This window comes from Acinetobacter sp. CY17, from assembly GCF_059515825.1.
The window spans coordinates 1-10,618 of sequence record NZ_JCAKMX010000040.1 but is presented as its reverse complement, the minus strand read 5'-3'; the positions used below and the strand labels follow the sequence as shown (position 1 = coordinate 10,618).

Genomic DNA, 10,618 nt, shown 5'->3' with positions numbered 1-10,618 from the left:
GCTGCGATATCTTCTTCGACCGCTTCGTCCCATAGATGGATTTGTTTTGCGGTGAGATGTTCGTTTTTACTGCCGAATTTATGCTTTTTAAACAGCGCCAGTTCATGCTCGTATTTTTGATTGAGAATAGAAAGATGCTGAACTTTGGCATCCAATTGCTGGTTTGATTTTTCTAATTCTTGATTTGATTGTGCCAGAGACTGATGCTGCATTGCCAACTGCTGGGTAAATTCCAGCAGTTGTTCATGGGTCAGTTGGCTTAAGTCAGGCAGCGTATTCATGATCGCAGTATGCCTGAGGTCATGACGCAGAGGAAATAGAACGTTTGGAGAATAGCAGAATAACCGAGCTTGGTTTAGAGCATTGTGACCACTTGCTGTCGTCCAATGCGCTGCCAGGGCAAACCCTGGATTAATGCCTGTAACTGTTCCGGGTTGAGGGCCACGGTTTCACCTTGGTGAACTTGAGCCCAGTGGAATTTTCCCTGTTCCAGCCGCCTGGCACACAGCCAGATGCCCAGTCCATCATGTACCAGCACTTTCATACGATGGCCACGTTTATTACAGAACAGGTAAGCACAATGCGGTTTAATGTAGCCAAAGGCTCTCACCACCTGAGCCATGACAGTATCCATCCCTGCTCGCATATCCAGAGGTTGGGTAGAAAGCCAGATTTCATCAATGCGGATCATGTTGCCAGTGCCTTGAGTAATTCTGCTAAAGCAGATATTTCTGATACTTGCCATTTCAAGCCAATTTCTGCTTTTGAGTGGGGTAAAGTAATTTGAACCTTTAACATGTCAGTAGGAGTAGGATCTAATGGTGCAGAGCAAGATAAGGCAATAAATGCAGGTTTATTCGGTAGTGGTGAGCGATCACTCCCTGGCTTAGCATCAATTAAGCGAATCCATTTGGATACAAGATTTGTATTCAATCCATGTTGCAAAGCGACCGAAGCAATTGAAACGTCCGGTGCTTTACAAGCCTGAACGATCTGCTGTTTAAATTCAGCACTGTATGTTCTTCGTTTTTTCGCAAGAGATGCGATGGATGTCTGGTGATTTGTAGTCATAAATTTTAGTCCCCACTTGTTTTTAAGTGGGGGACTAAATTAAGGCTTATAGGATGAATTCATAAGGTGTGTTCAGCGGACGCTTACATAACTTTGCAAGGCGTCCAACATTAAAAAATAAGAATCGATGTCTGACTTTTGAGAGAGGTCCAAAATATCTCGTTCGAAAGCCGACCACCTAGTCTTATGTTGAATCTTTTCTAGGGCCTGCATTTTCCGCTGATGGGCATTGCGCTCATAACGGCATTTTTTAAAGATCTGTAGCTCTTTTTCAGAGAATAAAGACAGACATTGTTTATGTTCAAACAACTCTAAAAAAGCTTGGTCATTTCTACGTTTAAATGGCAATTTTTGCACGTCTTCATAAAGATTTTTCAGGTCGTCATTGGTCAAAATAAGTGCTTTTTTCGTGGTCATGTGTCGCAATTCTTCAATATTGTAAGTGATTGATTTTCCGTTTAGATTCCCTGTTAGTACAGTAAACTTTCGTGTTTATTACAGTGAACTGGACTTAAAAGATAATTCTTTATGTAAGAATTATCTTTTATCTCGTTTCCGTGTGTTAAATTAAATCGAAGATTTAATTTAACACACTCTCACTCGCCCTACGGGGTAAAAAGCAGCAGGAGCGATATATGTTTTTTGCAGGTCTGAAACATCTGACAAAATCGGCTTATGTGACCGAAAAAGGCAAAACGCTCAAGTCCGCTTCGGCCAAAGCTGCCTATCATTATCTGACTCGAACGGGTCAATTCTCTCGCCAGAAATCAGGTGAAATTATTGAGTTTGTTGAGCATGGCAATCTGCCTGCTTGGGCTCAAACAGAGCCCGCAAAATTTTGGAAAGCAGCAGATACCTACGAGCGAGAAAAAGGACGTGTGGCCACGACTTTAGCGATTGCGTTACCCAATCATATTTCAACGGAACAACGTGTGGAGTTGGCACAGGCCTTGATTCAGGAACTGTGTCATCAGTATCAGTTTCCTTACGCTGCTGCCATTCATCGTCATCCAGGTGCCTTGAGTGATATCGATCAACCGCATTTACATATCATGTATTCCGAACGTGGCTTAGATGGTATTCAACGTTCAGCAGAACAGTTTTTTAAGCAGTGGAATCGTAAAGCACCTGAGCGTGGCGGAACACGTAAATTGACTGCAGATGTATTGGGCTATGGCCGTGATCATGTCAACGTGTTCCGAGAGATTGTGGAACGACAGATCAATCAAATCCTCAATACGTATGCACCCACCAAGATCATCGAGATCAAAGGTGAAAAGATTGAAGTCCCAAGTTTAGTCTCTCGTCTCTCTACTGCAGAATACAACAAACAAAATGGTACAGCGTTAAGAGAAGTACCGATGATTCCTGCTCATCTACGCTACAGTAAGGATCCTGAAAAAATCAAAATGCTTGAGGAACTCAAAGCCACTATTCAAGCCAATCGCGCTTTTAATTTAGAAGAACTGTATTCAACGTATTATCAAGCACATATGCGCAGTAAAAAGCCTAAGCTTGCACATGTTGAGCTTAAAGATATCCCCGAACAGAACCCACGTGGAGGGGTTGATCATCAGAGCTATGAGAAGGTGTCGTTGTTTACTGCACAATGGTTGAATTGGTCGAAGAGGATTTACGATGAAGCCAGTCATTTCACTCTTCGAGACGAGTTGTTAGCCAACAACCAAGCTGTTCAAGATTATAAAATCGAGCGAGAAGTGGTCACTGAACGCACATTGGCGCGTGATGAAGCATTTCGTGATGTCCTGCGATATAGAACGCGTATTGCACACAGTATAGTTGAGCAGAAAACCTTAGACGATTATCAAATACTAAAACAGCTGGTCTTAGAGCTAATTGCATTATTGATGCAGAATGGACTATTTGATCGTGCTGAAAAGTTTACGCAGCTCCATCAAGTACAGCAGCACTTACAGTCACAATTTGATGTTACGACAGGGCATTATCATGTACTTGATCAGATCCTAGAAGAAGTCATCGACGATTGTGTAAAAGGCCAAGCAAGATTGTTGTATGGGTTAGAAAAAAATCCGCAGCAAAAGACTGAGCGTCCTGTTGATCAAGATCCTTCTCTTGATTTTTAAGCCGATTTCAAATGAACATTCTATTCTAAAAAGCGATCATTTTAATAAAATTAATCTGTTTTACATATTCTTATGAGTTTCATATTCTAAACCTAAGCCAGACAGGCATGAGATCTTAATCTCTACCCATTTAGCCACCTGATTTAGAGTCAAATTTTATGACCGGCCACTCCCCCTCTCGGCCGGTCTTTTTTTGCCTGAAATATAGATAAAAAAAAGCCCAACGTCCTGTTGGGCTTTTTTCGTATGGGGTAGTGCAAGGTATAACTCCTGTCGTACCTATCTTCCATGTTTTAGAACTTATCATTATTGTTTTTTGTTCTGGAACTTCCTGTTCCTGATGTACTCAGAATAGGTGAATCCTTAGCTCTGAGATATAGGCCATCTCCTCCGATACGTGTACGCTCAGGCTTACAGAGCGAATTTCGTATATGAGATTTTATGTTAAATAAATAACAGCATATGAATATTTATTTAAGTAAATAGCATAGATTTTCTAATTCACTATATGATAGGACAGTAATTTATTCATAAAAAAATATCTGGTCATGCTGTAGAATTGGTTTACTTTTCAAGTTTACTCAATACCATGATTATTAAAACTCCTATTCTAAGATCCAAGACATTAAGTGACCTAAATAATTGTAATATATGGTTAAAGATGGAATCAACTCAACCATCAGGTTCCTTTAAACAACGCAGTATAGGGAATGCTTGTACATATTACGCAGCACAAGGTGCCAAAAAGTTTATTAGTTCTTCAGGTGGTAATGCAGGAATTTCTGTAGCTTATATGGGCAATTCATTAAGTATTCCTGCGACTATTGTTGTGCCTAAAACAACTTCTCAAAAAGCAGTAGACATCATGCGTCAACAAGGTGCTGAAGTTATTGTTCATGGTGAAATTTGGACAGAAGCAAATGAATTGGCTCAACAGTTTGTTAACTCTGAGGCAATTTATATCCATCCTTTTGATGATCAATATTTATGGGATGGAGTAGCAAAAATTATCGATGAAACTCTTGAAGATGGCATAGTACCAAGTGCTGTTGTTTTATCTGTTGGTGGTGGTAGTTTACTCTCTGGTATTAGCCAAGGTTTATCTCAACATAACCTAAATATTCCAATTTATGCTGTAGAAACAGAAGGTACTGCTTCATTAAATACTGCAATTAAAATGGGACAACATATTAAATTAGATAAAGTAACTGGTGTAGCTACAACACTTGCTGCACAGCAAGTCTGTAAGCAAGCTTTTGAGCTTACTCAATCAAAAGAAATTAAGGGAATCACTGTTACAGATGAAGAAGCAATTACCGCTTGTTTTAAATTTTTAGATGATCATAGAACTTTGGTTGAGCCCGCTTGTGGTGCTACTTTAGCAACTTTATATAATCAAAAAATAGATTTTTCAGATTTAGATAATGTTTTGGTGATCGTATGTGGTGGTGCATCTATTTCTCTTGAGCAACTTTTGAAATACTGATATCAGAAATTTAGAGCATGTAAATCATTCTCTGTTTAATAAGTTTGATGTTTCTATGTCAAAGCTCAGTAACAGGTACTGAGCTTTTTCTATACATACAACACTAAAATTTCGCATAACGACCATTATGTTAAATGGACTCATTCCAAATCGTATCTAAGCTCTTTAAGTCATTGTATGCTTTTTCAAAATTACAAAATTTGAATGTTAAAACAGGAGATGAAAAAGGCTTTTCCCAAATTACTGATGTTACTAAATCATGTATATTAGCCCATGCTCTTCCAAATCGTATCCAGATGACTTCGGATTCAGTAACAACTTGTTCAACCATAATTACACTGCATACAAGATCTAAATCATCAGGACAAATTAAAATTGGTACGATTGTAGAGACAGCACCATATTCAGAAGTTTCTGGTTTTAGAAGCTTCCATGCATTACTCAAAGCCAGATTATTTTCAAAGTCATATAGCCACCCTTGTGCCGGGACTAGAGTATTTGTTTCTTCAATGATATTGGTGTTTTTATTTATCCATATATTTAATGGGATCCCATCAATAGCAAGAATGGGAAATGGTTTAGGATTTCCATTTCCATCTTGGATACATCCAGAAATAGGATGTTCTTTTAATAAAATTGCTGAAATTAAGTTCATAAATTTTGTTTGAAAGCTTTAAAGTTTTTCTAAAATTAACATAATACACGTTATGCGAAGCCAAAAATGGGAGCGGTATGCTCCCATTTTCAGTCTTTAATTCGCTTTTTAGCTTCATCATAAACGATGCTATCAGCTCGTTTTCCAACGGTAATTAGCAAAATAACTACCTGATCATCTTTGACCTGGTAAACAAGTCGGACACCAGCTTTTAATAATTTGATTTTATAGCAGCCTGCAAGATCACCTTTAAGCATATTCTTTGGAATATGTGGTTGCTCTATTACCTTAGCTAATTTTTTCTTGAATTGATCTCGTATAGCACTAGGAAGCTTTTCCCATTCTGCAGTGAAGTCCTTATGACGTAAAAGTTTATAAGTCATCTAATGTGACTTCCTCGAACATCTCTTTAGGATCATTAACACGTTTGCGAACAAGATCTAATAAATCAGCATCCTCCTCTGAGAGTAAAGCTTTCTGTACTGGAAGCTTTCCAGTCGTAGCAATATATTCAAGAATATTAGTAAAGAACTCAGTAGGTGCAATTCCTTGTTCTTTTAGGATGGAATAAGACTTTTCTTTAAGGGCTTCATCAACCCTGAAATTAACAGTAGCCATCATTTTTCCCATTTATTTAATGTATGGAAATATTGTAATGCATATTGCATTACATGACTAGTTAATATAACCACAATTATTATAAACTATTGAATTATAATTAAATTTATTAATGTAACAAAACCAAATTTTATTACTTGGTTTCATAGAAGCACTGTTTTTTATCTTTGTCCCACCTTCCCCCTGAATCCAGACATTTATCTATATTAATAAAGCTACAACCAACTAATAGAACGCATGATAAGAGAATCAATTTCATTATATTTTTAAGAATTCTTAAAATTAACATAATACACCTTACGCGAAGTCAAAAATGGGAGCCTTAAGCTCCTATTTTTACTGTATTTTTTGAAAATTTCGTATAATCGCCATTATGTTAAATGGAAATTTAAATTCCTAATTTATACTATAAAAAAATTAATTGAGCGGATTAAATGAATATTGATGTAAGCAGAGATCGTGGCCAAATTGATAGAAAAATTATTGAAGATTATGCTGAGTCTATTGGTTATAAATTTCCTAAGTCTTATGTTGAATTACTCAGTAAACACAATGGATTAACTCCTCAAAAGAACTATTTTGAGTTCTTAGATCATAACAACAAGTTCACAGATAGAGACGTATATTTTTATAGCTACGGATATGAAGAAATAGAAATTTGGGATGAAGAAGATCGTAAAAAGTATGAGGATTCCATCAAAAAATATGAAGCAATTGAATTAAATCAGCCTGATGAACACATGTATGAATTTATGGATAAACACATAGTGATTTTTGGAGAATGTGCAGGAGGTGACTTACTAGCTTTTGATTATAGAGATGATCTTGATACTGATGAACCAGCTATTACTCTGATTTATCATGATGACCTTATCCAACTATCACCAACTGAAAATAAGTTGAGAACTATAAAATTAGCAGATAATTTCACTTCTTTTATGGCGTTATTGAAAGAGGATCATTTTTAAAATTCCCTAAAATTAACATAATACACCTTATGCGAAATCAAAAATGGGAGCCTTAAGCTCCCATTTTTACTATATTTTTAAAATTTTATGCGTGTTGCACTGTTAGTTTTAAGCCTAAAGCATTCACTACACGATTAATCGTATCAAAACGTGGTGCTGAATCTTGACGTAGGGCTTTATAGAGTGCTTCACGCCCAATCCCTGCTTCTTTAGCTATTTGAGTCATGCCACGAGCTTTAGCAATTACGCCAAGAGCATGAGCTAATTCAGCTGGATCATTCTCTTCAAGAACCATGTTGAGATACATTACAATGTCTTCTTCAGTTTTGAGTGACTCTGCCATATCAAAATTTGGTAAATCAGCGACTTTAACCATTTTAATCCTCCAATGTTTTCGAGAGTTTGACTGCTCGCTCTATGTCTTGTTGTTGAGTGGATTTATCTCCGCCACCAAGCATCACAATCACGATGTCACCATGTTGGATGTAATACATTCGCCAGCCAGCACCAAAGAATTCTCTCATTTCCCAAACACCATCTTGGATAGGTTTGATGTCACCCCAATTACCACGTTGAACCTTATCTAATCTACGATTCAAGCGAATTCGGGTCATATTGTCTTTAATGCCATCTAGCCATTCATCGAATTCAGGTAGACGTTTAATTTCAATCATGAGGATTCCTTTTCTTCTTATCATATTGTATTCGATCGAATACAATATACAAGTATATTGACCCTATGATTTGTTAGTTTCGTATAACAGCCATTATGTTAAATGGATATGGTTTTATTTGATAATCATAACTTTAAATCAGAAATTTTATCTCAAATATGATAAAAACCAAGGATAAAGAAAAACTAGATTTAGGTAGCTAATAAGTGAATTTTTTGGGTGATGTAGAAGTCTTTTTATCTTGTCTTGGAACTAGTATACCAAATGCTAATATTCTGAAAGCAGTTACTATTATTGCGAGTGAATTTGATACATCAGAGACTAATTTTTGCGGAGAAAAGCTATCTTATTGGGAGTTTTTCAAAAGAGGCGTTACGTTCAGATTTAATGAAAATCAGATACTAGATACCGTTTTCTTATATGTCAGAGAAAATGCAGAATATTATCCATATCCATTTTTAGAAGATTTAATCATAGGTATTAATCATAAAAGTACGAAGCAATCTGTAATTGATCTATTTGGGAATCCAGAAAAAGAAAATGATTGTTGGCTTAAATACAAAATATTTGATAACTACTTACATTTTGAATTTGATGAGTCATCAAAGTTAAAACAAATCACGATGGGGAAGTTTCGAAAATAGGATTAGGTTTAAGATTTTCTAAAATTAACATAATACCGCTTATACGAAATCGCCTTTATTAAGCTATAAAATTCAATAACTTAATAAAAAATAAAAAGCCCAGCTTGAACAAATTGGGCTTTTTACGTGAATTAGATCGTTCCACGCCTATTTTTCATCCATTTTTTACTGTGACTTGTTAGCTCAGATAAAAATTAAGCTGCGGTATAACCTACCTCTTTGAGATAAGGAAGCAATACTTTCTGCTGCTCTGCATCCATCAACATCGAGCGTAAACGTGCCACAAAGGGCTTCATATCCTCGCCTACGTGCGCCATTGCTTGTACAGCGGCTAATTCTCCTAATTTATTGCTAAACAGGTCTAGCTGCTTCTCAGTGAGCTTATGGAACATATCTATTGTTTTTAGATCTTTCTGTGTTTCATTTTTAATTTTCTGCTTCTTCTGCTTAAAAGAAAATGAAAAACCTGTAATTGTACGTCCTTGTTTGTGTTGCTCGTAATTGGCTTTGATATCTGTAGATTCATTAATTTGCTTAATAGCAGGATCTAATACTCTTAATTTAAAGTTAGAGATTATCTTATATTCATGATCTTCAATGCCTAGTTTCTTCTTGAAGTCATTTATTTCATAAATAGGAGTTTTCCCAACGGATCTCCAACTAATTAACAACTCATAGAGACGAGTAGAATATTTGCTTGATAAATGTCCTACTTGAAATAGCTCGTAGCTCGTAAAATGTTTTTCAATACGTGTTATTAATGGAACGACATCTGGAGCAAATATAATCTTAATTGAACCAGATGCTGCTGTATAACCTATCTTAGAAACCCAACGACTTGTATAGTGAGTTACCTGTCCATTTTCAGCAGACTCTTCATAACTAAACTGTCTAGAAAACAATGTCTTAGCAGCATCTTTTAGGTTTTTATAGGCTGTGTGCTTTTCAACATTAAAATGCTTGATATAACTAGAAGCATGAACTGTTAATTCTGTATTCGAGTCAATATTTTCAATGTTTTCACGGGCTTCGACAATCGCTAATAAAACTAATCGTTGTTCTACTAGATCTAGGTTATAGCTTGCGTTTATCAGAGCGTTGTCTTTTACAACTAACATGTTATCTATTTCCGATTTTTTTTTTTGACGCATTTTCACTCTTCACTTTTAACACCTTTCAAAAATAAAATATACATAAATATTTTTGAAAGTAAATATACATAAAAAAATTAGTATAGATATGGTCGACAAACGTATAGATATAGGTCGACAAACGTATAGATATAGGTCGACAAACGTATAGATATAGACTCTGAAAGCCTTGTCTACAAAGGGTTACAGCGGTCTTAAAAGTATTTAAAAATATTTAAAAATATTAAAAGCCCGCTTCGCTCAATTTTTTGTTAAGAAAGAGAAGATTTTTTGTTTTCACACGGACTTAATTTCTGAACTGAATTCTATTTTTTCATTACCTTTATTTCATACCATAATTTCAGATTGAGGCTAAACCCACATCTTGAACCCCCTCTAAAATGCACTGTAATGCGATCTAAGCGCTCTTTTACTTAAAAACGAGTCTATGTAGGGGGTAATGTTTAAAATCGCTCTAAACGCGTTTTATGGCCATTTTCTGTTATCACTGTATCGAAAAATATTGAAGCTCGATTTAATCATCATGATTTTGGGTAAATGGATTCCTTGGAGAATCTTTTAAGATGTGTTCTAAACGTTGAATTCTTTCTAAAACGGGTTTATGAGATTCCAGAATCTCAATATGTCTTTCAGTCACATCTGTTGCACTGATTTTGTAATAACCTTCTGCGATCGCCCATAAGCGAAAAAGTTTGAACAGCAGATCCAAATCGTTCTCATCCTGTCCTCGTTTGATATGAGGGTTATGCTTGAAAAAGGTTTGAACTGCTGCACCTAGATAATACTTTTCTCGATCATTCTGCTTACGTGTACTCGGCTGTGTTTCACGTCTCTTTTTCTCATTTTTCAATTTTGCTTCTGCCAGCTGCTGTTTTTCCTTTTGTACATAACTTTGTAAGCATCCGCTGAACCCCATACCTATTTTTTAATTTTGGTCGGGTTGCCACCGGTGTGGCAGTAATTCTTCAATTTGGGTCACTTTGTGTGTCGGTAGCCTTTTCAGCACATCACTTAAATAGGCATACGGATCCAAGCCATTGAGCTTTGCTGACTGGATTAAAGTCATGATATTGGCAGCTCGTTGGCCACTGCGCAGCGAGCCAGCAAACAGCCAGTTCTTGCGTCCTAAGGCCCAAGGTCGCATCTGATTCTCTACCCAATTATTGCAAATCGGTAGATTGCCATCATCCAGATAGCGGCTTAAAGCTGGCCAACGCTTCAGCGTGTAATTGATGGCCTTGGCGGT

16 protein-coding genes are annotated in these 10,618 nt (G+C 36.5%); 4 read left to right on the top strand and 12 right to left on the bottom strand.

Going from position 1 to position 10,618, the window contains the following annotated elements:
* The 4 genes from AC5YCI_RS15800 to AC5YCI_RS15785 all read right to left on the bottom strand — a co-directional run.
* Window positions 1–281, bottom strand: a 281-nt coding sequence (locus tag AC5YCI_RS15800; protein WP_496175161.1) for an IS66 family transposase, incomplete at its 3' end; no start/stop codon positions are given.
* A gap of 74 nt (window positions 282–355) precedes the next feature.
* The gene (tnpB, locus tag AC5YCI_RS15795; protein ID WP_164709242.1) at window positions 356–691 is read right to left on the bottom strand and encodes an IS66 family insertion sequence element accessory protein TnpB; all 336 of its coding nucleotides are present in this window, start codon (window positions 689–691) and stop codon (window positions 356–358) included.
* Window positions 688–1,071, bottom strand: coding sequence for an IS66-like element accessory protein TnpA (gene tnpA / locus AC5YCI_RS15790; protein ID WP_218999213.1), 384 nt, complete (start codon window positions 1,069–1,071; stop codon window positions 688–690). The genes tnpB and tnpA overlap by 4 nt, the downstream gene beginning before the upstream one ends.
* A gap of 72 nt (window positions 1,072–1,143) precedes the next feature.
* Window positions 1,144–1,488 carry a hypothetical protein gene (locus AC5YCI_RS15785; RefSeq protein WP_496175907.1) on the bottom strand — a complete coding sequence of 115 codons (345 nt, stop codon included), beginning with the start codon at window positions 1,486–1,488 and terminating at the stop codon, window positions 1,144–1,146.
* A gap of 218 nt (window positions 1,489–1,706) precedes the next feature.
* Here AC5YCI_RS15785 and AC5YCI_RS15780 point away from each other — a divergent pair, with 218 nt between their 5' ends.
* Both AC5YCI_RS15780 and AC5YCI_RS15775 read left to right on the top strand, forming a co-directional pair.
* A complete protein-coding gene (locus AC5YCI_RS15780) occupies window positions 1,707–3,176 on the top strand; it encodes a MobA/MobL family protein (protein WP_496175906.1) in 1,470 nt (489 codons plus the stop codon).
* Window positions 3,177–3,765: 589 nt separating this feature from the next.
* Complete coding sequence (locus AC5YCI_RS15775; RefSeq protein WP_496175905.1) at window positions 3,766–4,662, top strand: pyridoxal-phosphate dependent enzyme; 897 nt, start codon at window positions 3,766–3,768, stop codon at window positions 4,660–4,662.
* A 130-nt stretch (window positions 4,663–4,792) separates the two neighbouring features.
* Here AC5YCI_RS15775 and AC5YCI_RS15770 read toward each other — a convergent pair whose 3' ends face one another.
* The 3 genes from AC5YCI_RS15770 to AC5YCI_RS15760 all read right to left on the bottom strand — a co-directional run bounded on the left by AC5YCI_RS15770 (window position 4,793) and on the right by AC5YCI_RS15760 (window position 5,935).
* The gene (locus AC5YCI_RS15770) at window positions 4,793–5,317 is read right to left on the bottom strand and encodes a hypothetical protein (protein WP_496175904.1); all 525 of its coding nucleotides are present in this window, start codon (window positions 5,315–5,317) and stop codon (window positions 4,793–4,795) included.
* A gap of 89 nt (window positions 5,318–5,406) precedes the next feature.
* Window positions 5,407–5,700, bottom strand: a complete 294-nt coding sequence (locus AC5YCI_RS15765) for a type II toxin-antitoxin system RelE family toxin (protein WP_004733298.1) — start codon at window positions 5,698–5,700, stop codon at window positions 5,407–5,409.
* Window positions 5,690–5,935 carry a type II toxin-antitoxin system RelB/DinJ family antitoxin gene (locus AC5YCI_RS15760; RefSeq protein WP_496175903.1) on the bottom strand — a complete coding sequence of 82 codons (246 nt, stop codon included), beginning with the start codon at window positions 5,933–5,935 and terminating at the stop codon, window positions 5,690–5,692. The genes AC5YCI_RS15765 and AC5YCI_RS15760 overlap by 11 nt, the downstream gene beginning before the upstream one ends.
* 434 nt (window positions 5,936–6,369) lie before the next feature.
* Between AC5YCI_RS15760 and AC5YCI_RS15755 the strand changes: the two genes are divergently transcribed.
* Window positions 6,370–6,903 (top strand): SMI1/KNR4 family protein, encoded by a 534-nt coding sequence (locus AC5YCI_RS15755; protein ID WP_496175902.1) that lies wholly within the window; start codon window positions 6,370–6,372, stop codon window positions 6,901–6,903.
* A gap of 85 nt (window positions 6,904–6,988) precedes the next feature.
* On the opposite strand, the gene AC5YCI_RS15750 is transcribed toward AC5YCI_RS15755, so the two are convergent.
* Together AC5YCI_RS15750 and AC5YCI_RS15745 are read right to left on the bottom strand one after the other, a co-directional pair.
* Complete coding sequence (locus tag AC5YCI_RS15750; RefSeq protein WP_496175901.1) at window positions 6,989–7,279, bottom strand: addiction module antidote protein; 291 nt, start codon at window positions 7,277–7,279, stop codon at window positions 6,989–6,991.
* A gap of 1 nt (window position 7,280) precedes the next feature.
* On the bottom strand, window positions 7,281–7,577 hold the full coding sequence (locus AC5YCI_RS15745) for a type II toxin-antitoxin system RelE/ParE family toxin (RefSeq protein ID WP_496175900.1): 297 nt from the start codon (window positions 7,575–7,577) through the stop codon (window positions 7,281–7,283).
* Window positions 7,578–7,783: 206 nt separating this feature from the next.
* On the opposite strand from AC5YCI_RS15745, the gene AC5YCI_RS15740 reads away from it, so the two are divergent.
* Entirely contained in the window at window positions 7,784–8,221 is a 438-nt protein-coding gene (locus AC5YCI_RS15740; protein WP_104426243.1) for a DUF6392 family protein, read from the top strand.
* Window positions 8,222–8,415: 194 nt separating this feature from the next.
* Here AC5YCI_RS15740 and repM read toward each other — a convergent pair whose 3' ends face one another.
* From repM to AC5YCI_RS15725, 3 genes are all read right to left on the bottom strand, one after another.
* The gene (repM, locus tag AC5YCI_RS15735) at window positions 8,416–9,372 is read right to left on the bottom strand and encodes a replication initiation protein RepM (protein WP_496175899.1); all 957 of its coding nucleotides are present in this window, start codon (window positions 9,370–9,372) and stop codon (window positions 8,416–8,418) included.
* 514 nt (window positions 9,373–9,886) lie between these two features.
* Complete coding sequence (locus AC5YCI_RS15730) at window positions 9,887–10,288, bottom strand: hypothetical protein (RefSeq protein ID WP_496175898.1); 402 nt, start codon at window positions 10,286–10,288, stop codon at window positions 9,887–9,889.
* A gap of 9 nt (window positions 10,289–10,297) precedes the next feature.
* Window positions 10,298–10,618: IS66 family transposase (locus AC5YCI_RS15725; RefSeq protein ID WP_496175544.1), on the bottom strand; the 321-nt coding region annotated here is incomplete at its 5' end.

Bases quoted from the DNA above. Each gene is read 5' to 3' on its own strand.
- tnpB (WP_164709242.1), bottom strand. From the start codon at position 691: ATGATCCGCATTGATGAAATCTGGCTTTCTACCCAACCTCTGGATATG.
- tnpA (WP_218999213.1), bottom strand. From the start codon at position 1,071: ATGACTACAAATCACCAGACATCCATCGCATCTCTTGCGAAAAAACGA.
- AC5YCI_RS15785 (WP_496175907.1), bottom strand. From the start codon at position 1,488: ATGACCACGAAAAAAGCACTTATTTTGACCAATGACGACCTGAAAAAT.
- AC5YCI_RS15780 (WP_496175906.1), top strand. From the start codon at position 1,707: ATGTTTTTTGCAGGTCTGAAACATCTGACAAAATCGGCTTATGTGACC.
- AC5YCI_RS15775 (WP_496175905.1), top strand. From the start codon at position 3,766: ATGATTATTAAAACTCCTATTCTAAGATCCAAGACATTAAGTGACCTA.
- AC5YCI_RS15770 (WP_496175904.1), bottom strand. From the start codon at position 5,317: ATGAACTTAATTTCAGCAATTTTATTAAAAGAACATCCTATTTCTGGA.
- AC5YCI_RS15765 (WP_004733298.1), bottom strand. From the start codon at position 5,700: ATGACTTATAAACTTTTACGTCATAAGGACTTCACTGCAGAATGGGAA.
- AC5YCI_RS15760 (WP_496175903.1), bottom strand. From the start codon at position 5,935: ATGGCTACTGTTAATTTCAGGGTTGATGAAGCCCTTAAAGAAAAGTCT.
- AC5YCI_RS15755 (WP_496175902.1), top strand. From the start codon at position 6,370: ATGAATATTGATGTAAGCAGAGATCGTGGCCAAATTGATAGAAAAATT.
- AC5YCI_RS15750 (WP_496175901.1), bottom strand. From the start codon at position 7,279: ATGGTTAAAGTCGCTGATTTACCAAATTTTGATATGGCAGAGTCACTC.
- AC5YCI_RS15745 (WP_496175900.1), bottom strand. From the start codon at position 7,577: ATGATTGAAATTAAACGTCTACCTGAATTCGATGAATGGCTAGATGGC.
- repM (WP_496175899.1), bottom strand. From the start codon at position 9,372: ATGCGTCAAAAAAAAAAATCGGAAATAGATAACATGTTAGTTGTAAAA.
- AC5YCI_RS15730 (WP_496175898.1), bottom strand. From the start codon at position 10,288: ATGGGGTTCAGCGGATGCTTACAAAGTTATGTACAAAAGGAAAAACAG.